Annotated in this window: 17 protein-coding genes and 1 pseudogene; 7 read left to right on the top strand and 11 right to left on the bottom strand. The window is 55.4% G+C overall.

Translation table 11 applies throughout. The features are described 5' to 3' along the window. Positions 1-132 precede the first annotated feature (132 nt). Positions 133-741 carry a class I SAM-dependent methyltransferase gene (locus ACAW74_RS27930; RefSeq protein WP_370701543.1) on the top strand — a complete coding sequence of 203 codons (609 nt, stop codon included), beginning with the start codon at positions 133-135 and terminating at the stop codon, positions 739-741. A gap of 138 nt (positions 742-879) precedes the next feature. Here the strand turns inward: ACAW74_RS27930 and ACAW74_RS28700 are convergent. Beyond that, positions 880-972: pseudogene (locus tag ACAW74_RS28700) on the bottom strand (GDCCVxC domain-containing (seleno)protein); the annotation flags it as partial. A gap of 235 nt (positions 973-1,207) precedes the next feature. Continuing rightward, on the bottom strand, positions 1,208-1,636 hold the full coding sequence (locus ACAW74_RS27920) for a hypothetical protein (RefSeq protein WP_370701542.1): 429 nt from the start codon (positions 1,634-1,636) through the stop codon (positions 1,208-1,210). Positions 1,637-1,914: 278 nt separating this feature from the next. Here ACAW74_RS27920 and ACAW74_RS27915 point away from each other — a divergent pair, with 278 nt between their 5' ends. The 5 genes from ACAW74_RS27915 (at position 1,915) to ACAW74_RS27895 (ending at position 5,832) form a co-directional block, all read left to right on the top strand. Then, positions 1,915-2,301, top strand: a complete 387-nt coding sequence (locus ACAW74_RS27915) for a DUF8478 family putative metalloprotein (protein ID WP_502918618.1) — start codon at positions 1,915-1,917, stop codon at positions 2,299-2,301. A 97-nt stretch (positions 2,302-2,398) separates the two neighbouring features. Further along, complete coding sequence (locus ACAW74_RS27910; RefSeq protein ID WP_370701540.1) at positions 2,399-3,619, top strand: di-heme oxidoredictase family protein; 1,221 nt, start codon at positions 2,399-2,401, stop codon at positions 3,617-3,619. 17 nt (positions 3,620-3,636) lie between these two features. Beyond that, entirely contained in the window at positions 3,637-4,095 is a 459-nt protein-coding gene (locus tag ACAW74_RS27905) for a QcrA and Rieske domain-containing protein (RefSeq protein WP_370701539.1), read from the top strand. Positions 4,096-4,097: 2 nt separating this feature from the next. Next, the gene (locus ACAW74_RS27900; protein WP_370701538.1) at positions 4,098-5,420 is read left to right on the top strand and encodes a hypothetical protein; all 1,323 of its coding nucleotides are present in this window, start codon (positions 4,098-4,100) and stop codon (positions 5,418-5,420) included. Positions 5,421-5,457: 37 nt separating this feature from the next. After that, positions 5,458-5,832 carry a hypothetical protein gene (locus tag ACAW74_RS27895; protein WP_370701537.1) on the top strand — a complete coding sequence of 125 codons (375 nt, stop codon included), beginning with the start codon at positions 5,458-5,460 and terminating at the stop codon, positions 5,830-5,832. On the opposite strand, the gene ACAW74_RS27890 is transcribed toward ACAW74_RS27895, so the two are convergent. Further along, positions 5,816-6,517 carry a DUF4198 domain-containing protein gene (locus ACAW74_RS27890; RefSeq protein ID WP_370701536.1) on the bottom strand — a complete coding sequence of 234 codons (702 nt, stop codon included), beginning with the start codon at positions 6,515-6,517 and terminating at the stop codon, positions 5,816-5,818. The two genes, ACAW74_RS27895 and ACAW74_RS27890, sit on opposite strands and share 17 nt — an antisense overlap. 78 nt (positions 6,518-6,595) lie before the next feature. On the opposite strand from ACAW74_RS27890, the gene ACAW74_RS27885 reads away from it, so the two are divergent. Further along, positions 6,596-6,817: a hypothetical protein gene (locus ACAW74_RS27885; RefSeq protein ID WP_077923909.1), complete on the top strand. Its 222-nt coding sequence runs from the start codon at positions 6,596-6,598 to the stop codon at positions 6,815-6,817. Between the two features lie 205 nt (positions 6,818-7,022). Here the strand turns inward: ACAW74_RS27885 and ACAW74_RS27880 are convergent, their stop codons facing one another. Genes ACAW74_RS27880 through ACAW74_RS27845 form a run of 8 tightly spaced genes read right to left on the bottom strand, consistent with a single transcriptional unit; the run spans position 7,023 to position 14,055 of the window. After that, the gene (locus tag ACAW74_RS27880) at positions 7,023-7,235 is read right to left on the bottom strand and encodes a GDCCVxC domain-containing (seleno)protein (protein WP_370701535.1); all 213 of its coding nucleotides are present in this window, start codon (positions 7,233-7,235) and stop codon (positions 7,023-7,025) included. Then, positions 7,232-7,828, bottom strand: a complete 597-nt coding sequence (gene merTP / locus ACAW74_RS27875; RefSeq protein ID WP_370701534.1) for a mercuric transport protein MerTP — start codon at positions 7,826-7,828, stop codon at positions 7,232-7,234. The genes ACAW74_RS27880 and merTP overlap by 4 nt, the downstream gene beginning before the upstream one ends. 30 nt (positions 7,829-7,858) lie before the next feature. Beyond that, on the bottom strand, positions 7,859-9,856 hold the full coding sequence (locus ACAW74_RS27870) for a heavy metal translocating P-type ATPase (protein ID WP_370701533.1): 1,998 nt from the start codon (positions 9,854-9,856) through the stop codon (positions 7,859-7,861). 7 nt (positions 9,857-9,863) lie between these two features. Further along, positions 9,864-10,490 carry a hypothetical protein gene (locus ACAW74_RS27865; RefSeq protein ID WP_370701532.1) on the bottom strand — a complete coding sequence of 209 codons (627 nt, stop codon included), beginning with the start codon at positions 10,488-10,490 and terminating at the stop codon, positions 9,864-9,866. Between the two features lie 56 nt (positions 10,491-10,546). Next, positions 10,547-11,203, bottom strand: coding sequence for a DUF1345 domain-containing protein (locus ACAW74_RS27860; RefSeq protein WP_370701531.1), 657 nt, complete (start codon positions 11,201-11,203; stop codon positions 10,547-10,549). A gap of 40 nt (positions 11,204-11,243) precedes the next feature. Then, positions 11,244-11,984: a ZIP family metal transporter gene (locus tag ACAW74_RS27855; protein ID WP_370701530.1), complete on the bottom strand. Its 741-nt coding sequence runs from the start codon at positions 11,982-11,984 to the stop codon at positions 11,244-11,246. 22 nt (positions 11,985-12,006) lie between these two features. After that, complete coding sequence (locus ACAW74_RS27850) at positions 12,007-13,272, bottom strand: MFS transporter (protein ID WP_370701529.1); 1,266 nt, start codon at positions 13,270-13,272, stop codon at positions 12,007-12,009. Between the two features lie 3 nt (positions 13,273-13,275). Then, positions 13,276-14,055 carry a permuted SH3 domain-containing protein gene (locus tag ACAW74_RS27845; RefSeq protein WP_370701528.1) on the bottom strand — a complete coding sequence of 260 codons (780 nt, stop codon included), beginning with the start codon at positions 14,053-14,055 and terminating at the stop codon, positions 13,276-13,278. Between the last annotated feature and the right edge of the window lie 71 nt (positions 14,056-14,126).

The raw sequence follows: 14,126 nt of genomic DNA, 5'->3' as shown, positions 1-14,126 counted from the left end.
TACTGATTAAGAACATAAGCTGCCCGTTTTAAAAAGAGAACTGATCGCTTACCGATAACGGGGTAATGCTTTTTGAGACGTTGACTTTCTCTGGAAAGCTGCCATTCTTTGTTCTATAAACCAGCCATTCATATGGATCAGACCCATTGGAACCAAGTCTACCAGACTAAAGCCGCTGAGACGGTTAGCTGGTACGAAGCCTATCCCCAACGCTCGGTCGATACCATAGTGTCGTTTGGCTTATCCCCACAGGCCCGTCTTATCGATGTAGGGGGCGGCGACAGTCGCCTGGTAGACGCGTTGCTGGATCTGGGCTTTGTTAACCTGACGGTGCTGGACATCTCAATGAGTGCGTTGGAGCGGGCCAAACGGCGTCTGGGCAACCGAGCCGACCTAGTATCCTGGATCGTGGCGGACATCACTAGCTACCAACCCGATCAGCCGTTTGACATCTGGCACGACCGGGCTGCGTTCCACTTTCTAACCACCCCCGCCGAGGTCGCCCGTTATCTGGCTGTGGCGAAAGCCGGGATCAAAACGGGGGGGATACTGACAGTAGGTACGTTCGCCGAAAACGGCCCGACCCACTGTAGCGGCCTACCCGTCCGGCAGTACGCCCCCGATACGCTGGCCCGGCAGTTCAGCGCACACTTTACCAAACGGCACTGCGAAACTACCGAGCACCAAACCCCATCTGGAGCCAAGCAGGCGTTCACGTTTTGCCAGTTTGAGCGGAAATAGCGACCGAAAAACTGATTTAGAAACTCCATTTCAGCCGCGTAAAGACGAAGCTGCCAAGGCTGACGACTGCGTACCGAGCAACGGGCTAGGAGGGCATTGGAACCGGGACGTACCCAGGAATGAAGTAACTATGTAGGTTTATTGACTACAACAGAACATCTTTCCCTGGACCGGCGGGCATTTTACAGATCCGTATGAGCAAAAAACACAACAGTCTCCGGCCTTTGGGCGGAGGACTGTTGTGTTTTTTGCTCATTCGTAAAAAAACTGACAGGCATCAGTTGGCATGATTTCAGTCTGTTGGTAGCTGCAATGAGGGCAGGTCAATTCAGATTCTAAGAGAAGAGCCATATCAGTTGGTTTGTTTGAATAGCGACGATTGTAACCTCTATGAGCCGAGTTACTTCGCTTTCACGCGATGTTCGCAGTCCGTAGAGGGCATCCCTTTAGTTGACCTATATGCCACTCACCTGGAAGCAGAGAGGGGGAGTTTATCCAGTTCCATGACCAGATATACCATTTGCTTGGTTTCTGCTGAATTGCCCATTTCCAACGATATCGGGCCTTGTTCGGGCTGACATGTCAGGTGAAAGACCAGCCAGGGACAGCACTGCCGTTCAAACCTGATAAATTCGGTCAGGTCCGCAAGCGTTGCGTCATCTGACTGGTTGAAGACCAATTCATAGCTGTTCGGATGTTCGACCGTTCGGGCTACTTTCTTGAACAGCGTTTGGTGCAACTCATTCATTCGCTTGATCTGATCGCGATCAGTGAGCTTGCAGGCCAGTGCGATTTTCTGTTTCAAGTTGGTTTCCATTGCCTTTGTCGGTTTCGCCTGCGCCCAGCAAGCCTGTGAGGTCAGCCATATCAGGCCGGTAACAACGTACTGTTTCATGGTTTCGCAACGAACAAGGAGTGTGTCTGTTATCGCCAGGTTTCGCCCCCGAACAGTATTCCCGGCAGTTGGCGACGTGCATGTAGAAAAATTTGCGGATAAGTATTTTTCATAGATTGCACTCAATCCTTTTTTAAGGTGATACAAAAGCAGTTGACAAAATAACGCATTTTCGTTAGTCAAAATAAAAATTTAGGGTAATCTAAACTTTTGATTACTCCGTATGTTATGCCTGTGAAGTAAGTGCGTTAAACTCTTTTAATCGCCTTGACAGATAGTTGTTACTGCGAGTAAACATACGACAATGGATCGCCCGGCTGTTGCTTGGACTACTCATGTTGATGCAAATCAACTCGGTGGTTTTTCGCCATGCTCACCGGTTAGCAAACGGGCAGATTATCACCCACGCGCACCCTTACAATCTGTTTGCCAAATCGTGCCCGCTGTCGGCTAATCCGCACACGACCCATGAATTGGTGTTGCTGGATGCGATCAGTAACGTAGCATTCGTACCCACCTTCGCCCTGCTGATCGCTTTTCTGCTCCTGTGGGTGCGCTTTATCATCCGTTCCGTTCCTGTCGCACCAACATCTAAGGAACGAACGGTCACGCTGGCCCGGCCCACGCTACGCGGCCCGCCCATTTCACTCCGCTTCTTGCATTAACAGACCTGTTCAGGTCTGCTATTGGCACTAAACAGCCTGCTAGTCTATGACGACCGGGAGTGCTGTGTCGTGCTACTCACCTTTTTTCTGCTTTCTGATGAAGAAGATAACTATACTGTGTCTATTACTGGCAACCGTCGTTTTTGGCATTGTAGCCTGTGAGGCTCTGCTGCCTGCGGCTCCCGCCAACGATGCCCTGCTCGATGGGCCAATTGCCGAGCTGACACCCGAACAGAATGCCCGGTTCTTGCTGGGGGATGCCGCTTTTAACCGCGATATTTTTACGCCCGCAACAGGCTTGGGTCCTATTTTCGTCGCCAACTCTTGCGGTTCCTGCCATGCAGGTGATGGCAAAGGAACGCCATTCACCACGCTCACCCGCTTCGGACAGCACGACGATACGGGAAACCAATTTATGGAGCAGGGCGGGCCGCAACTTCAGAACCGGGCTATTCCGGGCCATGTAGCCGAACGGCTGCCGGTAGGGGTGACATTCTCCAGGTTTACACCACCCGCCAACACTGGCCTGGGCCTACTGGCTGCTCTCTCCGACGAGCAGATTCTGGCAAACGCCGACCCAACCGACCGGGATGGGGATGGCATTTCGGGTGTACCCAACTGGATTCAGGCCCCCGATTACTTTAAGCCGCAATGGTTTCATAAAGTGCAGCAGGGCAGGTACGTTGGGCGGTTTGGCAAAAAAGCAGCCGCCATCGACCTGCTGCACCAGACCGTCAATGCTTACAAGCAGGATATGGGTATCACCTCCGAGTTTGATTCGGAAGATCCCGTAAACTATGATGTGTCGGGGCAGGATGACGGCGTAGATGACCCGGAGGTGTCGTCGGCGAAAGTCAATGCAGTCGTTTTTTACCTGCGAACACTAAAGGTACCGGTACAACGTACCCCCACTGACCCGATGGTGGTGGCCGGTAAACAATTGTTCATAAGCCTGGATTGCGGCAAATGCCACACACCCGACTGGAAAACGGGGCCGTCGGATGTGGCCGCGCTGACGGACCGCGCTTTCTCGCCCTATACGGATCTGCTCCTGCACGACATGGGTGCAGGGCTTGACGACGGTTATACCGAAGGAATGGCTAAAAATGCCGAGTGGAAGACACCACCGCTCTGGGGTTTGGGCCTGTCGCAGAATTCGCAGGGCGGGCGGGTGTTCCTGCTCCACGATGGTCGCGCTCACTCCGTAAACGAGGCCATCCGCCTGCACGGCGGGGAAGCCAGTCGTAGCGTGGAAAAGTACGCTAAACTGGCTCAGGCTGAACGCGATAAGCTGCTCCGTTTTCTGGATTCCCTCTAACCTCAACGCGTTCACTCATGAAAAAAGAAGCGATACTAAACCGGCAGGACTTTTTAAAAACCTGTGGTATGGCCTGCCTCAGCACATCGGTGCTGACGGCCACCCTAACGAGCTGCGCAAGCGTCTATTACGCGCAGGCCCCCCGCATCAAAGGATGGGCGATTCAAATCAGTAAAAAAGAGTTTGACCTCGACCCCAACGGGAAACGGCAACGCCCGTTTATGGTGGTTGAGATGAAAAATCAGACCCACCCGATTTACCTGCGCCGGGTTGGAGGCGACAACTACACGGCGGTGCTGATGCAATGCACCCATCAGGGCAATGACCTCAATGCCCACGACGGATACCTATCGTGTCCGGCCCACGGCAGCGAATACGACACCGATGGGCGGGTAACCGAAGGTCCCGCCGAGGAGAGTTTAAAACGCTATGACGTAACGACCGACGACCAGTACATCTACATCAACATCGCCTGATTATGAGAACACTACAGCTACTAATTGGGTACGTGCTGACGACAATGACCGCTTATGCACAAGCTGTTTCGACCCCCCTTACGTCTGCCTCGGTTCCGGCTGTAACCGGAGCGATGGCCGCCGATTCGACCCCCATGCCCAAGGCTTTTGCCGACTTGTTCTACCGGGACTCGACGCTTCGCAAGGGTAAACAGGAGCAGGGTACGCTCAAGATCAACATGGACGCTACCTACGACCGCCCGTTTCTTACCTCAACGAAGGCACCCGTGTCGATTGGTGGCTATCTGGAAGCCAACAGCCAGTATATGCAGACTAATGGCAAAACCGATGGCCTTTCCTTTCAGGCCCGACGGATGACCATTTTCCTGGCTTCGAGCATTAATCGGCGGATCAAGTTTCTCTCCGAGATCGAATTTGAGGACGGTACGAAGGAAATCAACATCGAGTTTGCGGCGATGGACATCGAGCTGACTCCGCTGCTCAATCTGCGGGGGGGCATTATTATGAATCCGATTGGCTCGTTCAACCAGAACCACGACGGCCCCAAGTGGGAATTCATCGACCGGCCACTGTCGTCAGTCACGATCATCCCTTCAACCTGGAGCAACGTGGGCTTCGGGCTATTTGGCAAGAAGTACAGCCGCGACTGGGTGTGGGCATATGAAGCGTACCTGACTAACGGCTTCGACGATCAGATCATCGCTAACACGGAGAACCGCACGTTTCTGCCTGCAACCAAAGCCAACCGCGACCGCTTTGACGAAAGTTTCAACGGGGTGCCGCTGGTGACGCTCAAAACGGCTTTCAAACGGCGGAAATGGGGCGAAATCGGCCTGTCGTGGATGGGGGGCGTGTACAATAAATTCCAGGTCGATGGGCTGGTGCTGGATCAGCGGCGGCGGGTGGATCTGTGGGCATTGGATTTTAATACCACCCTGCCCACCGGTACATTCATCAACAGCGAATTTGTGTGGGCCAGCATCGACGTACCCGCCACCTATACGCAGCAGTTTGGCCGGAGGCAACAGGGAGGCTGGATCGACATCGTGCATCCGCTGGTGAAGAAAGTGCTGTTCGGCTGGAAAAAAGCCGTCGTCAACGCGGCCCTGCGCGTCGAGCGGGTCGATTATAACGTAGGGACGTTCGCCGAGACGGGCGATCCGTTGCGCGATGATCTCTGGGCCATCGTGCCGGGCCTGAGTTTCCGCCCTTCCCCCACAACCGTGGTGCGGGCCAACTACCGCTACCACTGGCAGACAGACCTGCTGGGTAATCCGCCCAGCAGGACAGCCGGTTTTCAATTTGGCTTTTCGACGTATTTCTAATCAAAGTACCCCATGACTATTCCTAAACTCTGTCTGCATGAAACTTTTTCTCCTTATCAGCCTGGGCCTGTTGGTTATTCAGCCTCACCGGGATAGTCTTCCCCCGGCTAACCGGCACTGGTGCGAACAGCCCGTTCATAAACTGCGCTGGCTGAACCAGATGATTCGAAATGCCCAATCGTGGCCGACCTATCATTACGGTTGGGAAGTACATCAGGCCCAATATCGGGGGCAGGAGGTGTTTGTTCTTCATCTGTGCCGCTACTGTGGTCAGAGCCGGGGTTTTCTGTTTTATAACCACTACGGCGAATTGATCGGGCGGGGCGAGGGAGCAGACTCGGCTTGGGTAGCTACGCTGACCCAAGACCGGCTTTTAGCTGCTCATTCGGGACGATTTATGGTTGCACGGTAAGAGTCAGGGCCATTTTGTTGCGAACGGCCTGGTAGGCTTTCCCCTGATACTGCCCAGGCGTTTTGTCCATAAAATCCACGTCGATAACGTACTGCCCGGCTCCGGCGGTGGGGAGGGTCAGCAGGCCGTTGGCATTGGCTGTTAGCTTGCCCGGCTTGCCGTTGGGCGGGGTCAGTTTAACCAATGCGTTGGCATAGGGGGCACCGTCTTTCGTAAGCAGAACGGACGTTGGCTTGCTTTGAGGGGTGGCATCCAAATAGAAAACGGGTTTAGCCGACAACGTACCCCCACCGACCTGACAGACGGCCCGAAGGTATTCGCGGGGGCGCACGATGCCCATTCCGTGTGTAGTCCAGTCCTGCACGGCGCGGGTGTCGTTGACCAGCAGCACCTGGTACGTACCTACCTGTTTGGGGGTGAACTGCGCCTGGTAGCAGTTTTCGGCGGGCGTGAGCGTAAGCGGCTCCCGGCTACCATCGGGCAGCAGCACCGACGCGGTGAAGGCGTTGATACCCTTCAGAGCGGCCCCTTTTTCGCGCACCCCATTGTCGAGTTCGCCGAAGTAGCATTGGACCGTCATGGGTTCGCCGACTTTGCCGGACCCTTTCAGTTCGAGCCAATAACTGTGGGCCTGGGTTAGCAGGGGGAACAGCAGACAGAATAAGGAGGTGAGTAATTTTTTCATGGCTTATGGTTTGAGAATTTGAACTTTCAACACAGCAAACAGTTGTAAAACCAATATTCATGTCTACCAACGTTAAAAATGGCACACGAACATCACAAAGAAGCCGCTTACCATTTCCGTAAAGCCGCCGAATACCACGAAAAGGCCCAGCAACTCCACGAGGCTGGCGAACACGAACAAGAGGCCCATGCAGCCTATATGGCGTATGGTCAACACAGCCTGGCCGATGAGCATGCCCACGCGGCTGCTGAGCATCACGCCGAAGGGCACGATAAAGAGCATTCGGACCCGGTAGCCTGATTGGGGCGTGTTCTGCCGGTTTGCTTTCAACAAGACCCGTAGCGGATAGCTACGGGTCTTGTTGATTGTACTCACTTAAACTTTAGATGCTGCACCCAAACGGCGTTCAGAATAGCCAGCATCGCTACGCCTACGTTGGCGAAGACCGCTTCCCACATGGTCGCCAGCCCACCGGCTCTTACCGAAAATGAAACTCCTGTCTAGATTAATGGCCGCAGCAGACCTTATTTTCCTGCATCGGCGGGCATTTTACAGATCCGTATGAGCAGAAAACACAACAGTCGCCAACTATTGGCCGGAGAACTGTCGTGCAGTTTGTGCAATCGTAAAAAAACTGGCAGGCATCGATTGGCATGGTTTCGGTCTGCTGATGGCCGCACTGCGGGCAGGTCAATACGGATTCTAAAACAAGTGTCATAACTCTGGGGCTATTTTTACCGCTGTGACCTGATAGCCCGTAGCAGAAACGGCTTCTCTGATGGCTGCTGCCGAAGTTTGTTTGGGATCGAACCTGACAACTGCCCGACCTTGTGGATACGATATAGCAGTCGCTGCAATTCCTTTCAGTTTGGTTATTTCGCTCTTCACATGTTGTTCGCACCCTCCACAAGTCATCCCTTTAATCGTCACATACACTACCTGTTGTATATCCGATGAAATGGATTGGTTCGCCAGGGTTTTACCTGGATAAAACCAGTTTGAATACGAAGGAGAAGCCAACAGAAGCAGGGCTATTCCTGTGATCAAGCTCAGGAAGGCTTTAGTCTGCCAGAAAACCGTTTTAGTCGTTTCACAGGCGCATTCCATTGTTTTTTGTGGTTTTAGCTGCTGATACCAAGCCCATCCTAGCGCGCCAATCGTCAGGGCAATTGTATAGGGTCGTAACGGTTCAAGCCATGCCCAGTAACCAGCCGTACTGGTTGCTCCGACAACGAAAGCCAGCAAGGGAACCGTACAGCAAAGCGACGACATAAAAGCGGTTGCAAGTCCCAGTAATCCGGTTAGTTTCATCCGTTAGAAATCAAGAAGTCAGGTGTAAAATTAGTCAAACTTTAGATTCTGCACCCGAACCGCGTTCAGAATAGCCAGCAGGGCCACGCCCACGTCGGCGAAGACCGCTTCCCACATCGTCGCCAGTCCGCCCGCACCCAGCACGAGCACGATGGCTTTGACCACCATCGAGAGGGTAATGTTTTGCCAGACGATCCGGCGCGTGGCCCGGCCAATGGCAATGGCGGTGGCAATCTTGGCCGGTTCGTCGTTCTGAATAATTACGTCGGCGGTTTCGATGGTCGCGTCGGAGCCGAGGCCCCCCATCGCCATACCTACGTCGGCCAAAGCGACCACCGGCGCGTCGTTGACCCCGTCGCCGACGAAGGCCAGTTTGGCTTTGGGGTTACCCGCCAAATCCGCTTTGAGCCGCTCGACCTGCGCCACTTTGTCTTCGGGCAGCAGATCGCCGTGCCACTCGTCTACACCGACCTGTTTGGCTACAATCTCGACGACCGCCGACTTATCACCCGATAACATGACGGTGCGGATGCCGAAGTCTTTCAGTCGTTTCACGGCTTCGACTGCGTCCGGTTTCGCCTCATCGGCGATGGTGAAGTAACCCGCAAACTGCCCATCGAGGGCCGTCATAACGATGGTAAAGGGGATTTGGGTCAGGGCCTCGTCGAACGCCACGTTGAATTTGCGGAGTAGTTTAGCGTTTCCGGCCAGCATGTCTTTTCCTTCGACCCGGCCTTTCAGCCCGTGCCCGGCAATCTCTTCTACGCCATCGACCGATACGGTTTCGTAGCCTTTTCCTCCGGCGTTCAGACCGGCGTAGTCGATTATCGCCGTAGCCACCGGGTGGGTCGATTTGCTTTCCAGGGCTGCCGTTAGCCGGGCCAGTTCAAGGGCATCTACGCCGACGGGTTTCACTTCCTGCACCTTGAAAACCCCTTTGGTCAACGTACCGGTCTTGTCCATGACGACCGTTTTTAGCTGGGTCATCAGATCCAGAAACACCGAGCCTTTGAACAGGATACCCTGCCGCGACCCGGCCCCGATACCTCCGAAGTAGCCCAGCGGAATGGAAATCACCAACGCGCAGGGGCAACCGATCACCAAAAACACCAAACCCCGATAAAGCCAGTCACTGAATTGATAATCAGCCACGAAGAAGTACGGTACGACCGTAATCAGCACCGCCAGCAGACAGATAATCGGGGTGTAGATCTTGGCAAAACGGGCAATGAACTCCTGCGTCTGTGCTTTGCGGCCCGTGGCCTGCTGCACGAGTTTGAGAATGCGCGACAGCTTAGAATCTTGGTAGGGCGTAGTCACATCCATCTCCACCAGCGACTGCCGGTTAATCATGCCCGCCAGCACCGCTTCGCCTTTCTCGATGGTGCGCGGCACACTCTCGCCCGTCAGAGCTGCCGTATCGAACGTACCTGTGTCCGAACGCATCGTACCATCTAAGCCAACTTTCTCGCCGGGTTTGATCTGCACGATGTCGCCCACGGCCACCGTTGCCGCCTGCACCACCTGTGCTTTTCCGTTTTTAAGTACCGTCACCTCGTCGGGCCGCACGTCGAGCAGGGCTTTGATCGACCGGCGCGCCCGCAGCACGGCGGCATCCTGAAACAACTCGCCGATGGTGTAAAACAACATCACGGCCACGCCTTCAGGGTATTCGCGGATGGCAAATGCACCGAGGGTGGCTACGCCCATCAGGAAAAATTCGGTAAATACGTCGCCCCGGATGCTGCTGCTCCACGCCCGTTTCAGTACCGGCCAGCCAACGGGCAGATAGGCCACCACGTACCAGATAAGCCGGATGGGGTCGTTGAACCAGTCTTTCGCGTAGTTGTCCAGCACGATACCGCCCAGCAGGAGTACTAAGCTGATGATGGCAGGGGCGTAGGTACGCCAGGTTTGGAACGGCCCTTTTTTCTCAGCCGCCACAGCGGCAGGCGTTGTCCCTTCTTCAATTAGTTCGACATCGTCACCGTGGTCGTGACCATCGTCATGGTTATGTTCGTCTGCCATAATCTATTTAAAATTCGATGAAAAAATTAAGTACGGCCAGCCCAACGAGTGTCAGGCCGGTAATCAGGTTTTCGTGATGCTCGAACCAATGCGGGTCAACTCGCTGTAGCCCCCGTCGGCCAATGCTCACCATCAGGAGCATACCCGAAAGCGTTACCACGTTGTAGATCAGGGCGACCAACGCTACGGCCTTCCAGCCCTTCGCGCCTGCACTGAGGAAATACGCTTCGATTTCCAGACAGGGCGACAGAAACATGGCCAGCCCCAGCGACAGCAGCAACGCGGTGAAGGAACGAGCTTTCCGCGCCCTGTTCGCGTCGATATGGTCGTGAACGTGGCGGTGGCGCAGGTGTTGCATCAGATACCACAGCCCCAGGGCAAGCAGGAGCAGGGGGATCGCCCGCTCCGAGAGATCGTGGTAATTCTCGGCCAGTTGCCAGCCCGCCAGACTCACCAGTACGCCCAATAGCGTAGTGCTCACCGTGTGGGCCAGCCCCGCAATGGCCGTAACCGTCAGCGTTTGCCGCCCGCTCCACCGCTCGGTTTGGCCGATGGTGACAAACGGCAGCCAATGGCTGGGTATCAGTGCGTGGAGCAGACTCAGCGTTAAGCTACCAATAAAGATTGCGTCCATAGTTCGTTGACAGGTAACGAGAGCCAGGTGAGTCTGTCTTCTGGTGGTCAAACAAGTTAGAATAAACTGGAAACCGTGTTAATGCTAAAAGCAATAATGAGCGTGTTGAAGGCAAACGATAGCACCCCGTGCAGAAGCGTCAGTCGGCGAAGCCGTTGTTGGGAAACCGCGACATCAGAAACCTGACAGGTCATTCCGACAACGAATGAGAAGTAAGCAAAATCAAGGTAGTCTGGTGATTTCGTACCCGGAAATTCCAGACCGCCTTCCTGCCGGGTGTCCTGCGCGTCATAGTAGTACAGGTGCGCGTAGTGCAGCGTAAAAACGCTGTGAATGAGCGTCCAGGCACTCCCCACCGTCAGGCCCGACAGCAACACATGCCGGGTCGTTTCGGCGGTTGATAGTCCCCGCAATGAACCCAGCATCCCCACCACGGCGAACAGGCTTGCCAGTGCGCCACCCACCGTAAGCAGAAAAATTACGGGCCGACTGGCATCTTCCCGCCTGGCGACCTGACGGGCATCTGCCCAGCCAATGATGGCCCAGATCAAGATCAGCATAAAAAGCCCGTAAGCCAGCAACGACAATAGCAGCCGGGTTTGGAGGACAAATCGGTCAGCCGTCAGCAGCCAAACAAGCAGACCAACACTTAGCGCGATCAATGACCGCTGAAAGGCAGTTAATTTGGGCAACCAGATTTGTTTACCGGACATAGCGTTATGGTATCGTGTTAATTACGTTTAGAGTACCGGCTTAAGCCACCATGCCCAGCACCAAAAACAAGAGAAACCCGGCGAAGAAGGTGGCCGTCAGCCAGGGCTTTTCGGGTTCTTCGTGGGCCTCAACGAGCAGTTCCTCCGTCACTAAAAACAGCAGAGCCGCCAGCCCGAAAGAGAGCACAATGTCTAAGCCGGTTTCGGGCAGGTTGTGCAGCAGGGTCGCCCCGCCAACGGCACTGACAAAGAACAAAGCCGACAAACCCAGCAGCAGGCGGATGATTCGGGAACGAGTCACACCGTCATTGGTCAGGGAGGTGGCCGTAGCCAGCCCCAGCGACAGCACCTCTATACCCAGCGCAAACGCCAGCAAAACACCTTCTTTGGACCCGGCAGCAAAACCAACCCCCAGCAGCAGGCCGTCGATGAACAGATCGACCCCAATGGCCAGCAGAAAAGCCAGCGGAAACTGTCCGGTCGGTGCGGCAGGCGAGCCGGTGTTTGGCTCAACCGGTACTTCGGTGAGCTGACGAATGAGTAACATCAGGCCAATACCCGCGCTAAAACCCAGAGCCGTCAGCCACGGATCGTGCAGCCGCACCACGTCGGGCAGAATCTCGACTGCCACAACCGAGAACACTACCCCGGCAGCAAAGTGCAGGATGGCGGAACGAGCCTGAACACCGAAGCGAATGAACAGGGCAAGCAAACCCCCGCCCGTCAAGGCGACCGTGGGTAGCAGGGCGTAGGTCAGGATTTGTTGAAAAAGTGGAGCCATCGTGCGTTCTGTCTTTAACTCTTCAGGTTAGCTGCGCGGTCGTCACCGGGTTCGCGTTGGTGGGTTTGGACCGAAACAGCACCAGCACCAGGCCCAGTAAGCCCAGCGTGAGCAGCCCGCCGTACAGAAAATTCTGACCCGGAAACCGACTGCCCGTGAAACCCGCGATGGGATAGGCGATGGCCCACCACAAATGCGAGAACGCGAAATGCGAACCAAATACCTTGCCCTGCTGCCGATCCTCGATCTGCTCACCAATCAGCGTTTCCGACGGAATTTCGGCTAAACTTTGCCCCAGCCCGGCCAACACCCACAGTAGGAGCAGCACCGGATACCCCACGTAGTTGGCCCCCGCAATGGCGACACCCAACAGCAATGCCCCCCCAATGAGCGACTTTCGCCGACTCGGCGTCGTGTCCAGAATACCCGACCCAAACGCGGCTACCGTTGCCCCAATGCCAAAAGCCGCCATGACCCAGCCGTAGTGGGCATCGGTCAGGGCCAGTTCGTCTTTGACGTGGCCGATGGTGTTGACCAGGATCTGAGCACCAGCCACTGCCGACACAAACTCGATAGCCAGTGCGAACCGGATCACGGGCGTACCAAACAGCAGCGCGGCCCCGTTCTTCACGTCGGCCCAGGCCGACAGGGGTTTGCTCACCGGTTTATCCGCCGGTTGGGTCTTCAGCAACGTACCCGGCAACAGCAGAATCAGGACACCGGCCAAAACAAACGAGACAGCATCGACAAAGAAAATGTCCCGCGCCCCCAGCCACACGGCCAGGATGCCGGCCAGACCCGGCCCCAGCACCCCCAGCAGTTGAAACGTCGCCGTCGATAAGCCGATGGCCTGCCGGTAGTAGCGTTTATCGACCACCTGCGGAATAATGGCTTTGTAGGTTGGGGTGAAAAACGCATTGAACACGTTGAGCAGAAACACCAGGCTATAGATCTGCCACTGCGCCGTTACAAATGGCAGACAGGCGACAATACCCATGCGGACGAAGTGAGTGACGTAGAGAATCTGTTTGCGGTCTGCGCGGTCGGCCAATACACCGGCAAAGGGCGAGAATAGGATGAACGCCAGCACCCGGAGCGTCAAAGCCGACGACAGAATCACCGCCGACTGCTCCCGGCCAAACTGGTAAGCTAACAGTGCCAGGCCCACCCACGTAAAGGCATCACCCAGTAAACTGACTGTCTGGGCGACATACAGGAGGGTGAAAACCCGGCTCCGAAGGGCCTGAAACGGTTCCAACAACCGGGAAAAGGCGTTCGTTGTCGGCATCCGTTAGTTGATCTGGTCGGCTCCGACGGTCACGATTCGGTCGCCTGCCCGCAGGCCGCTAAGCACCTCCGCGTTTTCGGCATCGGTGCGGCCAATGGTAACGGCCTGTTTGCGAAAGTGTTCCGGGTCTTGTTGGCGATAGACATACACCCCGCCATTCGCCCGAATCAGGGCTTTCTGCGGCACCAAAAGCACGTTGGCTCCCGCCAGTTTCCCCAGGGCAACCGGGGCGGTGGCGAAGGGAACCAGCCACGATTTTTCTTTATAGTAGGCCACGTCGCCCGTTTCGGGTTCCGGCTTCGGTTGGGAAGCCACCGCCGCCGATTCCGTGTCGTATACCATCACGCCGTCAATCACAAATTGCTCGGTGCCGACAGACGTAACGAAGGAAATCGTGATCTTGCTCAGGCCGGTGGTTTCCGGTTTTACGGCAAAGCGAAAGATGCCCGGTGCTGCGGGTTTCTGAATTATTTCGCGGTAGTTGAGCTTGCCCGCCGTTTCGAGCGTCAGCGTGGCTTCGCCTTCAGTGTAGGGCGTAAAAAGAGTACCCAACCGGGTCAGGTGGGCCGTAAATCGGTTGGGCTGCCCAACGAGCAGGGGCCTGAATTCGGCAAACAACTCGCTTTTTTCCGAATAGAACGTGTGTCCGATGGCCCGCAACGGCGAGGGTCGGCGCGGAGCCGGGCTGCTCGTGGCCGTGGGGGGCGTTGCCGACTGACCAAACAGCGGGGCCGCGTCGACAAAAACTACTAGTAGACTGATTGTCAGAAGTATATAGCGCATAATACAGTTAATGATGAGGGTTAAAAAGCTGAAAAGAAGCAATCCGTCGGCGACAATCAACCGTCGATCTG

This window comes from Fibrella musci (assembly GCF_041321105.1).
Taxonomy (GTDB): Bacteria; Bacteroidota; Bacteroidia; order Cytophagales; family Spirosomataceae; genus Fibrella; species Fibrella musci.
The sequence above is the reverse complement of the archived record's forward strand: the minus strand, read 5'-3'. Positions and strand labels throughout refer to the sequence as shown.

Coding starts and splice junctions, on each gene's coding strand:
- ACAW74_RS27930 (WP_370701543.1), top strand. CDS start 133: ATGGATCAGACCCATTGGAACCAAGTCTACCAGACTAAAGCCGCTGAG.
- ACAW74_RS27920 (WP_370701542.1), bottom strand. CDS start 1,636: ATGAAACAGTACGTTGTTACCGGCCTGATATGGCTGACCTCACAGGCT.
- ACAW74_RS27910 (WP_370701540.1), top strand. CDS start 2,399: ATGAAGAAGATAACTATACTGTGTCTATTACTGGCAACCGTCGTTTTT.
- ACAW74_RS27905 (WP_370701539.1), top strand. CDS start 3,637: ATGAAAAAAGAAGCGATACTAAACCGGCAGGACTTTTTAAAAACCTGT.
- ACAW74_RS27900 (WP_370701538.1), top strand. CDS start 4,098: ATGAGAACACTACAGCTACTAATTGGGTACGTGCTGACGACAATGACC.
- ACAW74_RS27895 (WP_370701537.1), top strand. CDS start 5,458: ATGAAACTTTTTCTCCTTATCAGCCTGGGCCTGTTGGTTATTCAGCCT.
- ACAW74_RS27890 (WP_370701536.1), bottom strand. CDS start 6,517: ATGAAAAAATTACTCACCTCCTTATTCTGTCTGCTGTTCCCCCTGCTA.
- ACAW74_RS27885 (WP_077923909.1), top strand. CDS start 6,596: ATGGCACACGAACATCACAAAGAAGCCGCTTACCATTTCCGTAAAGCC.
- ACAW74_RS27880 (WP_370701535.1), bottom strand. CDS start 7,235: ATGACACTTGTTTTAGAATCCGTATTGACCTGCCCGCAGTGCGGCCAT.
- merTP (WP_370701534.1), bottom strand. CDS start 7,828: ATGAAACTAACCGGATTACTGGGACTTGCAACCGCTTTTATGTCGTCG.
- ACAW74_RS27870 (WP_370701533.1), bottom strand. CDS start 9,856: ATGGCAGACGAACATAACCATGACGATGGTCACGACCACGGTGACGAT.
- ACAW74_RS27865 (WP_370701532.1), bottom strand. CDS start 10,490: ATGGACGCAATCTTTATTGGTAGCTTAACGCTGAGTCTGCTCCACGCA.
- ACAW74_RS27860 (WP_370701531.1), bottom strand. CDS start 11,203: ATGTCCGGTAAACAAATCTGGTTGCCCAAATTAACTGCCTTTCAGCGG.
- ACAW74_RS27855 (WP_370701530.1), bottom strand. CDS start 11,984: ATGGCTCCACTTTTTCAACAAATCCTGACCTACGCCCTGCTACCCACG.
- ACAW74_RS27850 (WP_370701529.1), bottom strand. CDS start 13,272: ATGCCGACAACGAACGCCTTTTCCCGGTTGTTGGAACCGTTTCAGGCC.
- ACAW74_RS27845 (WP_370701528.1), bottom strand. CDS start 14,055: ATGCGCTATATACTTCTGACAATCAGTCTACTAGTAGTTTTTGTCGAC.